Source organism: Erythrobacter sp. 'gip.4 top 5' (assembly GCF_056495765.1).
This window is the reverse complement of the sequence record NZ_CP200270.1, coordinates 954,264-969,126: the sequence shown is the minus strand read 5'-3', so window position 1 is coordinate 969,126 and position 14,863 is coordinate 954,264. Positions and strand designations below refer to the sequence as shown.

The 14,863-nt window shown below is 62.1% G+C and carries 10 protein-coding genes and 1 pseudogene; 3 read left to right on the top strand and 8 right to left on the bottom strand.

Going from position 1 to position 14,863, the window contains the following annotated elements; all coding sequences use genetic code 11:
- Window positions 1–4: 4 nt before the first annotated feature.
- Complete coding sequence (locus tag ACRANW_RS04635; protein WP_479433365.1) at window positions 5–1,732, bottom strand: ShlB/FhaC/HecB family hemolysin secretion/activation protein; 1,728 nt, start codon at window positions 1,730–1,732, stop codon at window positions 5–7.
- 216 nt (window positions 1,733–1,948) lie between these two features.
- Here ACRANW_RS04635 and ACRANW_RS04630 point away from each other — a divergent pair.
- Window positions 1,949–2,089, top strand: a pseudogene (locus ACRANW_RS04630) (toxin-antitoxin system HicB family antitoxin); the annotation flags it as partial.
- Window positions 2,090–2,293: 204 nt separating this feature from the next.
- On the opposite strand, the gene ACRANW_RS04625 reads toward ACRANW_RS04630, so the two are convergent.
- The 5 genes from ACRANW_RS04625 to ACRANW_RS04605 form a co-directional block, all read right to left on the bottom strand.
- Complete coding sequence (locus ACRANW_RS04625) at window positions 2,294–2,770, bottom strand: EF-hand domain-containing protein (RefSeq protein WP_479433364.1); 477 nt, start codon at window positions 2,768–2,770, stop codon at window positions 2,294–2,296.
- A 226-nt stretch (window positions 2,771–2,996) separates the two neighbouring features.
- Window positions 2,997–3,563 carry a VOC family protein gene (locus tag ACRANW_RS04620; protein ID WP_479433363.1) on the bottom strand — a complete coding sequence of 189 codons (567 nt, stop codon included), beginning with the start codon at window positions 3,561–3,563 and terminating at the stop codon, window positions 2,997–2,999.
- Complete coding sequence (hppD, locus tag ACRANW_RS04615) at window positions 3,560–4,681, bottom strand: 4-hydroxyphenylpyruvate dioxygenase (RefSeq protein ID WP_479433362.1); 1,122 nt, start codon at window positions 4,679–4,681, stop codon at window positions 3,560–3,562. The genes ACRANW_RS04620 and hppD overlap by 4 nt, the downstream gene beginning before the upstream one ends.
- 103 nt (window positions 4,682–4,784) lie before the next feature.
- Complete coding sequence (locus tag ACRANW_RS04610) at window positions 4,785–6,332, bottom strand: acetyl-CoA acetyltransferase (RefSeq protein ID WP_479433361.1); 1,548 nt, start codon at window positions 6,330–6,332, stop codon at window positions 4,785–4,787.
- Complete coding sequence (locus ACRANW_RS04605) at window positions 6,322–7,590, bottom strand: acetyl-CoA C-acetyltransferase (RefSeq protein WP_479433866.1); 1,269 nt, start codon at window positions 7,588–7,590, stop codon at window positions 6,322–6,324. The genes ACRANW_RS04610 and ACRANW_RS04605 overlap by 11 nt, the downstream gene beginning before the upstream one ends.
- A gap of 118 nt (window positions 7,591–7,708) precedes the next feature.
- Here ACRANW_RS04605 and ACRANW_RS04600 point away from each other — a divergent pair, with 118 nt between their 5' ends.
- Both ACRANW_RS04600 and ACRANW_RS04595 read left to right on the top strand, forming a co-directional pair.
- Window positions 7,709–8,482 (top strand): crotonase/enoyl-CoA hydratase family protein, encoded by a 774-nt coding sequence (locus ACRANW_RS04600; RefSeq protein WP_479433360.1) that lies wholly within the window; start codon window positions 7,709–7,711, stop codon window positions 8,480–8,482.
- 153 nt (window positions 8,483–8,635) lie between these two features.
- Complete coding sequence (locus ACRANW_RS04595) at window positions 8,636–9,799, top strand: acyl-CoA dehydrogenase family protein (protein ID WP_479433359.1); 1,164 nt, start codon at window positions 8,636–8,638, stop codon at window positions 9,797–9,799.
- Between the two features lie 104 nt (window positions 9,800–9,903).
- Here ACRANW_RS04595 and ACRANW_RS04590 read toward each other — a convergent pair whose 3' ends face one another.
- Window positions 9,904–12,420, bottom strand: coding sequence for a TonB-dependent receptor (locus ACRANW_RS04590; protein ID WP_479433358.1), 2,517 nt, complete (start codon window positions 12,418–12,420; stop codon window positions 9,904–9,906).
- Between the two features lie 257 nt (window positions 12,421–12,677).
- Complete coding sequence (locus ACRANW_RS04585) at window positions 12,678–14,723, bottom strand: TonB-dependent receptor (protein ID WP_479433357.1); 2,046 nt, start codon at window positions 14,721–14,723, stop codon at window positions 12,678–12,680.
- Between the last annotated feature and the right edge of the window lie 140 nt (window positions 14,724–14,863).

Sequence of the window (14,863 nt, the reverse complement as noted above, 5' to 3'; positions counted from 1 at the left end):
GGGCTTAACGGAACAGTGCCGGGAAGCGGGTGGTGAGCGTGAACAGCACGCGCTCAGGCGGTTTTTCCGCATCGAACGCCAGCGCCTTATCGAGCGGCTTGGCGTAGGCGATCTCCAGATTGAGGCCCTGCCTCATAGAATAGCGCAAGCCCCCGCCGACCGATTCCAGCGTCCGTTCGGGCGAAGGGGTGTTGGGATCGAGGTTTTCCAGCTTCACGATGTCGTAAAAGCCGAAGGCCTGGAACCGGTGCTGGAGGTTATCGAACAGCGTGACCCCAGCCTCTCCGGAGAAGCCGATCGCCCGGTCGCCGCTATTGGCGCCCGGATCGTAACCCCGCCCGATGCTGAGGTTGCCGATCGAATATTCGTCAAAGTTCAACAGCGGATCATCGGTCCACTGGCCTTCGACGCGGGTGCGCAGATCAAAGGTCTGGTTGAGATACCACGTGGCATCCATCCCGCCGCGCACGACCAGCGCTTTGGCATCGCCAAACGGACGCGATGCCGATACGCCATCGGTCTGTGCGAAGTCGAACGGCCCGCCAAATTCGGTCGCACCGAAGATGCCAATACCTTGTCGCACCTCGGCAAAGCCAGCGTAAGTCAGCCATGTCGACCGGTCGAGCCGGGTTTTGCGCCCCTGCGTGTCAGCGCGCAGATACAGCGTGCGCAGCGCGTCTTTGCTGAGATCGACCACACCGACCGAATTGTCCTGATCGACATAATCGAATCCGAACGAGATGTTTGAGGGATTCAGCGGTGTCCGCACCAGCGGGTAGGTGAGCGCCAGATTGGCCAGCAAGGTATTGGTTTCAAGATCAAGCGCCTGGATCGCCGGGCGCGCCCAAGCATAGGTCACCTGACCGCCCAGTCGCAGACCGCTGGAGCCCAGACCAAATTCGTGGCCGCCTTGCACAATCACCTGCTCTTCGAAATCGAAGGTGGTCTGCCCGCCGACGAAGGTGACATCGGACAACCCGGTGAGACCATTGATATCGACCCGCGCAAACGCGGTTTCGCGCCCGATGCTGCGGGCGTTGTAATTGCGCACATTGAAGAAGGCAGCGTAGCGTTCGAAATCGACTGACAGGTTGCCGATCACCACGCCGGGCGCCTCGCCCGAAGGCGCCAGCGCCAATCGCACACTCAGGCCGGGAATATCATTGGCGTTGAGCAAGATGCGTTCGGCATCGCGTTCATTCAGCGGATCCAGCGCCCGCAGCGGTTCAAGCACATTGGCAAGCGCGTTGCGATAGGGTCCGGCATCGCCGTTGACGCGGATTTCTGCTATGCGCGCCGAGACGACGTCGAGACGCAGTGTATTGGCCAGTTCCTGCTGCGGCACCTGCACGCTGGCAATCCAGCCATCCTCACGCAGTGCCTGATTGGCGGCGTCGCGCACATCGCATACCACGCTGATGGATTGCAGGCCCTGCGGCGCGGAAACCCGCGCGAGCGACCGCGCCAACTGATCGTTCAGCACGCCGCCGGCGGCGTTGCCGAACACCAGCGTGTCAATCGTGACCTTGAGTTCGCTGCCTTCAAACGGGCAAGGCGCTTTCATTCCGCCATCGCGATCAAAGCGCACCCCTTGCGCTTGTTCGTCCCGTTCGGTTTCCGGAAGCCGCAAATCGTTAGCTGATTGCCCGTTCGATTGCGCCAGCGCGGGCGCCGCCGTAGCGATCGCGCACAGCGAGACAAACGCACCCATGTGGGCTGTAGCAAACTTCATTCAGCTTCCCCCCGGAACTGCTAATGGATTGCCTAGCCGGTTTCGCGGACCGGCCAGTCGTATGCCAACGCGATATTAAGCCCTCTTGGCCAAGTCAATTGATAAGGTAAAAATAAACTGCTGGACTCGATAGTACTTCTCTGAGGGTGGCGATCTATACTTGAACAGTCCACAGACAGAAGCCTTGGTCCAGCCGAGGACGTTCCCCTACGTCACCTGGATGCGATCCAGTGCGCGGCTGACACTGACCTGCGCAGCGTCAATGCCGAGATCGAAGTTCACCTGCGCGAAGCACTGGCGCGGCGTGGGGTGAAGGTAGCGCGCAGCGAATCGCCGCGCCGCGGGCGACCCATGCGTTCAGACAACCGACAGTTGGATAGCGACTTACCGCGCACTCGGCCTCGCTTGGGTCCCACATTGCACCGCAATCCCAGCGCAAATGCCCGCGCATGCATCTCCGTCTTGGCGGCAAAAAGCTTACGTAACGTTCGCTGCGTTGGCGCACAAAGCCCGGCAGGCCAGTCCATAAAAGGCTCGCCTGCCGGGTGATGTCAGCGCCTGTCAGCCCTTTGCGGTGTTGCCCGCAGCCTTGCGTTCTTCAGGGGTGACGATGCCGTCACCATTGGCATCAAGACGATCAAACCGCGCCACAGCACGCGCCGCAAACTCCTCGCTGGAGATCAGCCCGTCGCCGTTGGCATCCATCCGCGCCAGCCAGCCGCCCTTGCCCTTGGCCCGCTCACCGCGCGCTTCGGTGCCGCTGGCGGCGCGCTTGGCCCAGCGTTCTTTCATCGCCGCACCGCGCTCTTCCATCTTGGCCTGTCGCTTGGCCTTGTCTTCTTCGCTCATCGAAGCCATCCGCTCGGCCCGTGCAGCCTTCATGGCTTCACGGTGAGCGGTCATTTCAGCGGCATCGATCGTGCCATCGCCATTGGTATCCAGCTTGGCGAAACGCTGATCGACCTTGGCCATCATCTCGGCACGGGCCATCGGCTCGCTGCGGTCATAACCGCCGCGCTTGCCATCAGGAGCGGCCATGGCGGGTAAAGCCAAGGCCATTGCAAACGCGCCAGTTGTCAGGATCGGAAGGGGTCGCATAATTCATTCCTTTCATTGCCAGTGGCAATCAGGGCGCCATCAATGTTTGGCCTCAGCCGATTGAATAGTGCCCACGGGCCTGCGGGGTCAGAACCGTCCGGGTTCATCAATACGGATAGTTTACTGAACGAAAGGTGAGCGGGCGTCGCCCTTCAGGAAAGGAAAGTCATGCCTTGGATGCATGCTCCGCACGGGCGAGTTCATGCAGCCAATCGGCGTGGCGGGGTGCTTTCTTGGTCTGCGACCATTCCTCCAGCATCACCGGGGCGACACGGGCGAGTTCGGCATATTGTTCGTCGGTGCCGATATCGGCTGCCAGTTCGACGCGGTGGCCGTTGGGATCGAAGAAGTAGATCGACTTGAAAATCCCGTGATGCGTCGGGCCTAGCACCTCGATGCCTTGCGCCTCAATATGCGCCTTGGCGCTCAGCAGCGCCTCTTCCGAAGGCACTTTCAACGCTAGATGCTGCACCCATTGCGGGGTGTTGGCATCGCGGCCCATTTCAGGCTGGTTCGGCAATTCGAAGAAAGCGAGGATGTTGCCGTTCCCCGCATCAAGGAAGATGTGCATGTAGGGGTCATACTCGCCGGTGGACGGCACATGATCCTCGGCAAAAGCGGTGGTGTAGGTCATGCCCAGCACGCGAGCATACCACTCCACCGTTTCGGCAGCGTCCTTGCAGCGATAGGCGGCGTGGTGGATGCCCCCCAGCTTTACCGGGTGGCCGGTCATTGTGCCGGTTCCTGCACCGCAAGCACGCCGCGCTCGATCTGGTCCCGCTCCATGCTTTCGAACAGCGCCTTGAAGTTGCCTTCGCCAAAGCCGTCATCGCCCTTGCGCTGGATGAATTCAAAGAACACCGGGCCAACCTGCGCCTGCGCAAAGATCTGGAGCAGCAGGCGTGGGTGTCCGCCTTCTGTTGTGCCATCCAGCAGGATGCCGCGCATCTGCAGCGCGTCCACATCCTCGCCGTGGCCCGGCAGGCGACCATCCAGCATCGCATAATAGGTCGCCGGCGGCGCGGTCATGAAGGGTACGCCCAGGCCCTTGAGTCGGTCCCGGCAAGCCACCAGATCGTCGCAGATCAGCGCGATATGCTGGATGCCCTCGCCGTTGAACGCCTTGAGAAACTCGTCAATCTGACCCTTGCCGCCTTCGCCTTCCTCGTTGAGCGGAATACGGATCTTGCCATCGGGCGCGGTCAGCGCCTTCGAGGTGAGGCCGGTATATTCGCCCTTGATGTCGAAAAAGCGGATTTCACGGAAGTTGAACAGGGTCTCGTAGTAGTCGGCCCAATACGTCATCCGGCCGGTATAGACGTTGTGGGTGAGGTGATCGATGGTGTGGAAGCCTGCGCCGACGGGATGCTTGTCAACGCCGGGCAGGTATTCGAAATCGATGTCATAGATGGTGAGATCGTTGCCCCCATTAGCTCCGGCGCCTTCGTAACGATCGACCAGATAGAGAATCGCGCCGCCGATGCCGCGGATTGCGGGGATGCGCAATTCCATCGCGCCGGGTTCGTTGACGACGGGTTCTGCACCTTTCGCGATAAGATGCGCATAGGCTTTGGCTGCATCACGCACCCGAAACGCCATGCCGCAGGCCGATGCACCATGTTCGCGCGCGAAATACCAGGCGGCGCTGCGCGGTTCATAATTGGCGATCAGGTTGATACCGCCCTGCCGCCACAGATCGACGTCCTTCGACCGGTGGTGCGCAACGTGGGTGAACCCCATCGCTTGGAACACAGGCTCCAACACGCCCTTTTCAGGCGCGCAGAACTCAACAAATTCGAATCCATCGAGCCCGACGGGGTTTTCGAACAGGTCTTTTGTGGGTGCGTTCACGGCGGGGATCCCCTCTCACAGGTATTTAGTTTCAATTGAAACCAATTACCCGATCAGGACGATTCGCGCAAGGTCAGGCACGGTCAGGCGCAGTTAGCCACCGTCAGGCGCAGCGCCCTACTATCCGCCCACGCTCGTCCTGCGCCAGGGTAAGCCGCTTGCCAAAGGGCTCACCGCTTTCGAACGCGGCCGCCGTGGCCGGGTCGGTGAGGTCGGCATTGCCCACCACCCGCTCGCCCGCGTCGCTTCGGCCGAGGAATATCGCCAGGTCACCCTTGGGGCTGCGGTTGATGGTGTAGGTTTCCACGACCACCGCGGCGACTGGCCCCGTGGCGAGCGGAACCGCGTCGGTGGCCTTGGGCAGGACAGTGAAACGGTCGTTCGCGCTCCAGTCGGCTGGCACCGTCGAATAGATGCCGGTGGCATATTTGCTCATCCACCCGCCATTCGCGCCCACCAGCGCGAAGCTGCCGCGATCGCCGCGCACGCGCTGCACCGCTTCGGCGATGGCGTGGGCAGAGTAGTTGTTCCCGGCCCCGCCGAAGAACGGCAATCCGCCGGTCAACGTCAGCCCGCGCGGGTCGTCCGCCGAAAGCCCGAAGTGATCGCACTGGTTGAACACAGGGATCGCGAAACAGGAGTAGAAGTCGAGATAGGCCATGTCTGCCATACCCTTCCCCGCCCGTGCCAGCGCGGTTTCGACGCTGGCGATGGAGGCAGGGTTGGCCGACAGATCGGGCCGCTGCGACAGCTTCAGCTCGGTTGCGGCGGTGACGGCGTGGATATGCACCCACTTGTCCTCGGGCACCTCCAGAGCGCGGGCCAGGCGAGCGGACGCGATGATGATCGCCGCTGCCTGATTTACCTGATCGCGGGCGACCGTCATGCGTGGATAAGGTTCCGCCACGATCCGGTTGCGCATCGTGATGGTGGCGAGTTCCTCTGCCGTGCGCTCCACCGGAGCCGCCGAATGCGGGTTCGCCGCCGCGACCCTGGTGAAGGGCGCAAACAGGTTTCCGATAGCGAGCCGGTAGGCGTCCAGCCCCATGCCCAGCCGGTGCCGCCGTGCATTTTCGGCCAGCGCATAAAGCGGGATCGCTCCGGTCGCGCCGTGCATCATCAGCGTGGGTTCCAGCAGTTCCTCAACCCCGAAACCCTGATCCTCGAAGGTGCCGCCAATCGATTCCGACCAATCGGGCGCCTCGCCCTTGGCTGACAGCGCCAGCACCGTCGAGATCGCTTCTGCTCCGACAATCACCGCGCACTGGCTGTCGCCCGCCGTGATGGCGGAAGCAAACTCGCCCACCAATTGCTGATTGGTCTGTCCGCCAGTCGTGGTCAGGATCGCCCGTGCCGGGTTCGCGCCGACGCGGCTCGCAATCGCGCGCGGCACATTGTCCGGCGCACCAAACGGCGGCTTGCGATCCGAGCGCGACATTTCAAAGGCGCGGATCGCGGCGAGGGTGTCGATAGCGCCCGCTACATCTCCGCCCGCGCCCGTGTCAGTCATCGCTGCTGCCAGCGCCCGCCCGGCAAGGTCCATATAAGAGAGGGCGGCGTAGCCCGGCTCGCCCACCCTCTCCGAATATTGGCCCACCCCGATGATGACCGGGGTGTTATCAGGGACGTAAGCCCCCGGTTCAGTCGGCAAAACCATCCACCCGCTCGACGATGATCGCCGGCGCCATGCCGCCCGCCGCGCACATTGTCACCAGGCCGTAACGCCCACCACGCCGCTCCAGCTCGTCCACAACCGTTCCGATCAGCATCGCACCGGTCGCACCGATCGGGTGGCCCATCGCGATCGAGCCGCCATTGACGTTGACCTTGTCCCAATCCAGCTCCAGATCCCGCACGAATTTGGCGGCGACCACGGCGAAGGCCTCGTTGATTTCGAACAGGTCGATATCGTCGGTGGTCAAGCCCGCCTTGGCAAGCACCTTACGGGCCGCAGGCACCGGCGCGTTGAGCATCAACGTGGGATCATCGCCCATGTTGGCGGTGGCAACGATGCGGGCACGCGGCTTCAGCCCATGCGTTTCGGCATAGGCTCTGCTGGTGATCAGCACCGCCGCCGCGCCATCCACGACGCCGGATGAATTGCCCGCATGGTGGAAATGCTGGATCTCCAGATCGGGATATTTCTGGTTGATCAGCTTGCGAAAGGTCGTGCCCTTTTCGTCCAGCGGCACATCGGCAATTTTGGGAAACGCCGGTTCCAGCTTGGCGAGATCTTCCCGCGTGGTCTGTGGCCGCGCATATTCATCATGGTCGAGCAACACCGTGCCATCGTCACCCACCACCGGCACAACCGATTTGGCGAAATGCCCTGCTGCCATCGCGGCGGCGGCGCGCTGTTGCGAACGGTAGCCAACCTCGTCCAGCTCTTCGCGGGTGAAGCCTTCCATTGATGCAATCGCATCGCCGCAGATGCCCTGATGTGACTGCGGATACACCGCTTGCAGCCGCGCGTTGTAGCTCCCCATCATCGGTGGCTTCAGCCCGGCGCGCATCTTTTCCTGCGCCATCGCCGACGTGAGGCTCATCATCTCGGTCCCGCCGGCGACCACGCAGTCTTCCATACCGCTCATCACCTGCGCCGATGCCAGCGCGACGCTGGTAATGCCGCCGCCGCAGAAGCGATCAAGCGTGGTGCCGGACGACGTGATGTCGAAGCCTGCGTCCAGCGCCGCCATCCGGCCAAGGTCACCCGCCTGCATCCCGTCCTGCGTCGACACCGACCAGATCACATCATCGACCGTGCCGGTGTCGAGATTATTGCGGTCCTTGATCGCCTTCAGCACCGTCGCGGCCAGATGCTGGGGATGTTCGGCGGCCAGTGCGCCCTTGCCCTGTTTGCCAATCCCGCGCGGGGTGCGCACTGCGTCGATGATGTATGCCTCGGCCATAATGATCCTCTCGTCCGTCATTTTGAAATTGCGGTTGACGCATCCGTAAACCCACTGCACCACTCACACAAGAATTGCGTTTCAAAATGCAATCACTTTTTGAAGAGGGAGAGAACCTGTGAGCGAGACCACCGCACCCGATGTGCTGACCGAAGTCGAAGATGGCATCTTGATCGTCACCATCAACCGCCCGGAAGCCAAGAACGCGATGACCAAGGCCGCGGCCGAGGGGATCGCCGCAGCGATGGAGCGGCTCGACAGCGACGACGATCTTCGCGTCGGGATCATTACCGGCGCGGGCGGGACATTTTGTTCGGGCATGGACCTCAAAGGCTTCCTGCGCGGCGAATCGCCCAGCGTCGAAGGCAAGGGCTTTGGCGGCGTGGTGCAATCGCCGCCGGCCAAGCCGTTGATTGCGGCGGTCGAAGGCTATGCACTGGCAGGCGGGCTCGAACTGATGATCGCGTGCGACCTCGTCGTGGCCCATAAGGACGCCAAGTTCGGCATTCCCGAAGTGAAGCGCGGCCTTGTCGCGGCGGCGGGCGGCGTGATGATGCTGCCCGATCAGATCCCCGAACGTATCGCGCTGGAACTGGCGCTCACCGGCGAATTCATCGGCGCAGAGCGCGCCTATAGCCTCGGCCTCATCAACGACGTCACTGAAGGTTCGGCGCTGGATGGTGCCAAGGCGCTGGCGGCGAAGATCGCGGCCAATGGCCCGCTGGCGGTCAAGGTGTCCAAGCAGGTGATGAAGCAATCGCGCGGCTGGGCGATGGAAGATCGCTACGCCAAGCAGGGCGCGCTGATCGGCCCGGTGTTCGTCAGCTATGATGCCCGCGAAGGCGCGGCCGCTTTTGCCGAAAAGCGCAAGCCCAACTGGACGGGCAAATAGGGCCGGTTCGCGGCGATGCCTGATCCGGTCCAGATCACGCTAGACCACGGTTAGGCCCCTGTTTGGCTTTGCCTGAGCGGTGTTCCACGTGAAACATCCGAAGGGAAAATCAGCATCGTCGAAAATGATTCTGGGAACACAAGGAGAGAGAAAATGCCTGTCATCGATGTGCCGCAACCGGCCTTCATGGAAGAAGAAGAAATCGCCATCTTTGCCGATGCGGTCGGCAAGTTTTATGCGAAAGCCGCCCCGCAAAAGCGCGTCGAGAAATGGCGTGAAGACGGCATGGTCGAACGCGAGTTCTGGCGCGAGGCGGGCGCTGCCGGCCTTCTGGGCGTGTCGGTCCCTGCCGAATATGGCGGCCATGGCGGCGATTTCCGGCATGACATGGTGGTGATCGACCAGCAGGGCAAGCACGGCGTCGACGGCTTCGGCGCCTCGCTCCACAACACCATTATCCTGCCCTATCTGGTGCGCCACGGGACCGAAGAGCAAAAACAGAAATACCTGCCGCGCCTCGTCGCCGGCGACCTGGTCAGCGCGATTGCGATGAGCGAGCCGGATGCCGGATCTGACTTGCAGAGCATCAAGACCACCGCGCTGAAAGACGGCAACGGGTATCGGCTCAATGGCTCAAAGACCTGGATTTCCAACGGTCAATTGGCTGATTTTATTATCGTTGTTGCCAAGACTGATCCAGCCGAAGGGGCCAAGGGCATCTCGCTGCTGCTGCTGGAAACCGACGGCGCCGAAGGCTTCGCGCGCGGCAAAAAGCTCGACAAGATCGGGCTTGATGCACAGGACACCTCCGAGCTGTTCTTCGACAATGTGTTCATTCCGGCGGACAATCTGCTCGGCGGGGTCGAAGGGCGCGGGTTCTATCAACTGATGGGGGAACTGCCGCAGGAACGCCTGGTCATTGCGATGAACGCCATCAGCGGCATCGAAAAGGCGCTCGATGTGACGGTCGATTACGTCAAGAACCGCAAGGCGTTCGGCAAGACGATCTGGGATTTCCAGAACACCCAGTTCGTGCTGGCCGACCTCAAGGCGCGCGGCACCGCCGCGCGCGTGTTCGTGAACGATTGCATCGCCAAGCTGCTCGAAGGCAAGCTTGACGTCGCCACCGCCAGCATGGCGAAATACTGGGTCACCGAACTGCAATCGGAAGTGGTCGACAAGTGCCTGCAATTCCACGGCGGAGCAGGCTACATCAATGATTATGCCATCGCCCGGTTATACCGCGACACGCGTATCGCGCGGATTTACGGCGGATCGAACGAGATCATGAAAATGCTGATCGCGCGTTCTATGTGATGTGGTGAGCACCCCTGTTTTTGCGGGGGGCGCCGACATCATAAAAAAAGGGGCGGCTCGAACCATCGAGCCGCCCCTTTTGTTTGGGCCCAAGCCCTTGCAGCTTAGAACTTGGCGCGCAGCGTCACACCATACTGGCGCGGCGGCAGGGTAAAGGCCGAGCGCGAGTTGGCCGCGCCGCTCCCGCGCAGCGTGGTGTTGAAAGTCACCCCGCGCACCACTTCATCGGTCAGGTTGTTGACCCAGCCTTCGACTGCGAAGTTCTGTTCCGGCCCGAAGCGAAGCCCTGCCCGCAGGTTGACGAAGGCCTTGCCGTCCTGAATGTCGGCAATGATCGGCGGTGCTGCGTCAATGGCCTGCTGCAAGCCGCCATTGGCTGCGATTTCGGCAGCGCCCGGCAGGATGATGGCCTGTGTCGAGGTGCGCTGATCGCTTTCCACCCGCACCTGCCCGGCGAGGAACAATTCCACGTTGTCACTGAGCGGCTTTTCCCAGGTTGCGCCCGCCAATGCGATCACGTTTGGCGCGTTGGTCAATTCGTAACCGCACAGCGAAAGCACCTGCACCGAAGTCTGCGTCCCGGCGCAATCATCCGGATAGCTAGCTTTGAGGAAGGTGGCACCAAGATTGAACGTCAGCTCGTTGTTGGGCCGGATCACACTTTCAATCTCGATCCCCTTCGTTTCTGCCAGCGGCACATTGAAGGTTGCAAAGGCCGTGCCGGTGAATTCGAGCACCTGGAAATTGCTGAACTCTTCGTAGAACGCCGCGACATTGACCGTCACCGCGCCATCGGCTGTGCGGGCCTTCACGCCCACTTCATAAGCATCAACCTCTTCCGACAAGAAGGTCGGGTCCGCGCCGGCGACCGCAGCCGTGGTATCGAGGTTGATCCCGCCTGCCTTGTAGCCGTGCGTGAAGCTGGCGTAGCTGTTCACGAAAGGGCTGAACGCGTAGGCGAGCTTGACGGTGTAGATCAGTTCTTCATCGTCAAAGTCAGACTGGAAGGTCCGCACCAGAGGCAAGACGGCGGCCTGTGGCAAGTCTGCAGGCGCGGTAAAGCCAAAGCAGCCCAACCCGATGAACGAGGGCACAAGCGCGCCCGGAATGGCGCCTGCCCCAATCGCGCCAAGCGTAGCAGGGCAAATCTGATTGTTGGTTGCGAGCTGTTCAAACCCACCCGACTTTTCTTCCCAGGAATAGCGCGCGCCCAAGGTCAGTTCGAGCCCTTCGGCGATTTCCAGTGAGTTGTGCGTAAAGATCGCGTAGCTCTTGGCATCTTGCTGGAAGCGGTTGGTGGTTCGCGTGCCAGCCGGGTCAAGGCCGGTGAACACCGTCAACGGGTTAGGGCCAAGTGCGCCGTTGGTGGGCACGAACAGCAACGCGCCTACGTTTTCACCATAATCAGCGCCGAGCGAGAAGGTCTGCACTTGATCAATAGTCTCATCCGAGAAGAACCCACCAACCATGTAATTGAGCTTGCCGCCCATGCCTTCGCCCTGGAGCCGCAATTCAGCCGTCCAGTTTTCAATCTCGAGGTTCAAAGCATCGACGTTGAAGATGTCCAGACCTGAAAAATCGGTGTCGTACTTCTCGAAGCTTTCATATTTCCGATACGAGCCAATGAAGATGAGATCGGCATTGTCGGAAAGCGGGAATTCCAGTTCACCGGTGATGCCGTAGTTGTCGATATCCGCTGTCGGCACTTCGTTGGCAGAGACGGTGCGGTTATCCATGGCCCGCTCGAACGCGCCCTGATCGTCCCGTGTGGTCGAGACCGAAGGCTGACCATTGCCGCCATTCGCGCCAAGGCCGACCGCCGCATAGGCCCCGCCGGTCACAAGCGGCGATTGATACAGCTCGATCGCGCCGCAGCAGCTTGATGTGCTCTTAGAGTAATCCGCAATGATGCGGCCGCGCAGGCCGCTTTCGGTGTCCCAGCCAATCTGGCCGCGCACCAGCCACTGATCGACGTCATTCGTCTCGCCCAGTTTGGTGCCGTTGCGGTCGACAACATCGAGGAAACCGTCACGCTCGCGATAGGCGCCGGTCAGTCGAACTGCGACGGTATCCTGGACGATCGGCACGTTGATCGCGCCCTGCAGGCTCTTTTCGTCGAAATTGCCGTATTCCGCGTTCACAAAGCCGCTGAATTCGGTGACGTCAGGCCGCTTGTTCGTGACGTTAAGGGCGCCGGCAGACGTGTTACGGCCGAACAAGGTACCTTGCGGGCCACGCAGCACTTCGACACGTTCCACATCGACAAATTCGCTAAGCGCCACACCGGGGCGGGCCTGGTAGGCGCCGTCGATGAAGATTCCGACAGCGCTTTCAAAGCCGATATTGTTCGACGTGGTGCCGATCCCGCGAACCCGCAGCACCACCGAACCCGAAGCAAGCTGCGCCTGACTGGCCGTGAAGCTTGGGGCGAGCGCCGAAATCTGCTGGATGTTCACCACACGCTGCGCTTCCAGCTGCTGCGGGGAAATCGCGGTCACGGCCAGAGGAATGTCCTGCACATCCTGGGCGCGCCGAGTGGCCGTCACGATGATGACGTTGTCGTCCCGGACTGTCGGCTGGGTGTCGGCTTCACTGTCCTGCGCAAAGGCAGGGGTGGTCAAAGCGCTGCAGGCCAAAAGGCCGCAGGCGAAGTGTGCAAACTTGCGCGTCATGACTATCCTCTCTCCACATCACCATCCGGTCTTGATGCCGGTATTGGGTTTGTGCAGCAGAACCTATCAGCGTCGCGGGCCCTAACAAGAGACGCATTTAACTTATGCTAGACAGTAGCAAAAATACCACACACTGTGTTGCGACGCAGCATGACTTCACAATGACGGCCATCTTCGCAAGAATATTTCACTATATTCTCTTTGGCTCAGAAGCCGTAGCGTAAACCCAGCCATAGCGTGCGCGGAATTCCGAGGTCGATCGACCCACCCTGATTTCGGGTGATGACCTCCGCGTCTGTCAGGTTCTCGGCGCGTGCCACCAGCGACACCCCTCTGCCGAGCGGCGCGGCGATAAAGGCATCGATTGTGGTCGCCGGCGCGAGACGATCCGCTTCGCGGTCATCCTCAAACTGCGCCGAAACATGGCGCAGCGTGCCGGCCACGCGCCAACCGGCGGCAGGTTCCCAGCCGATCGTCAAGGTTGCCGCAAAGTCCGGCGTTTGTGCCGGACGGTTGCCGTCCAGATCCGGCGAAGCGCCCTCGCCTCGCACTCGTGCATCGGTCCAGGCCAGTCCCCCGTCGATGCTAACGGCACCGAACTTGGCGGCCATATTGGCCTCAATCCCACGCGCTTCGATCGCCGGAAGATTTTCGCGGCGACGCAGGTTGGGGGCCTGCGTCACATTGGCGATGGCGTTTTCGACCTGGTTGTCGAAGGCCGTAACCGACAGCACCAGCGCGTTGACCGGCTGCCAGTCAAACCCGATCTCGAAGCCCTCCAGCCGCTCGTTTTCCAGCGCGGCATTGGCTTCGGTCACGACCGGAAATACCACAAAGGGGCGGTAAAGCTCATTCAGCGTGGGCAGGCGCAGCCCGGTATAGGCCGCCGCACGCAGATCAAGGCGCCGGGTGGCATTGAATGACGCGCCCGCGCGCCAGTTCACGGCCCAGTCGCTGCGGTCGGGAGCGACCAGCGTGCTGACCGGCACGCCATTCGCGCTTACTGCGCGGTAAAAGCCGCCAGTGATGGTGCTGCGGTCGGCACGCAAGCCGCCGTTGATAAGCAGCGGGCCGATCTGCCAATCATCTTCGATGAAGATGCCAAGGTTGCTGGTCGCCCCGCCCGCCCGGCGGCGTTCGGTGACCGCGCCGGTGCCGGTGTTCAGCGCCTCCTCCTGCAATTCCCCATCAGCGCGGCGATAATCAACACCGATGCGGATATCGTGCGCTTCAAGCAGCGGCGGGCGCAGTTCGAACTTGCCGCCGGTCCCAGTCGATGGCGTGCGGCGCTGATCGAGGGTCGGGGTGAAACGGGTCGAGGAGATGACGATATTGGAGAAGTCGCGCGTCTGGATATAGGCCAGCGCATCGAAGGCCCAGTCCCCCCGGCCAACGAAACGGATCGAGGCTTCCTCGCCCTCGCTGGTCGAATCTGCCCCTTCGAAACGCAGCGTACGGGCATCGCGGAACGCCGCGATACGAGCCTGAACCTCGATTGTCTCGGTCAGGGGGGCCGCGGCGCGCAAGGCGGCATTCCAGCTATCGAAGGCGGCGCGTGCGGTGGCGGGCACGCGCTGGTCCTCGGGCGTGGTGAAGAACCCCTGGCCGCGATCCCAGCGCCCGCTCGCCGTGGCAAACCCGCGCCCGAGGCTTTGAGTCAACACGCCTGAAAGCTCGGTCTCGCCGCGGTTATTGATCGCGGCGCTGCCGAGCACTGGCCCGGTCGTGTCCGGCCCCGCGCTTTCAAGCTCGATCGTCCCTGCCAGCGCGCCCGCCCCGAATGGCCCCGACCCGCCGCCGCGCGTCACCCGAACTTCGCCCAGAGACTCAGGCGCAATGGCCGAGAGCGGAATGTAGCCGAAGAAGGGATCGGCCAGCGGTACCCCATCAAGCAGCACCAGCGCGCGGCTGGTCGCATTGCCGCCTAGCGCGCGCAGAGTCACACCTTGCGCGCTCGGATTGGACGAACGGCTGTCGGACCGGCGGAACTGCTGGAAGCCTGCCACGCCGCGCAGCACGTCTTCGATACGGCCTGAAGGGCTGGAGACAATCGCATCGCGTTCGATGGTGGTGGTGGCGTAGATCCCGGTCGACAATGCGGCATCGAGCCCACGGCCTGTAACGATGATCTCCTGCGTTGGCTCCGGTGCAGAAGGAGCCTCCGCGTCAGGCTGGCCCTCATCCTGAGCGGCGAGAGGCGCAGCAGCGGGGAGGAGCAGGGCGCAGGCGAGCAAGCGGGCACGAAAGGTCATGGCCGCGCCCCTAACCGCTTGCGCGGTGCGCGTCACCCCTCGCCCCGCTGGCACGCCCCACTGGCACGCCCTGCTGTCCCTGAACTCAGTTGCAGATTGCCATTCAAGACTCGCTTTTGCGCAAGCGCTGTGGTTACATC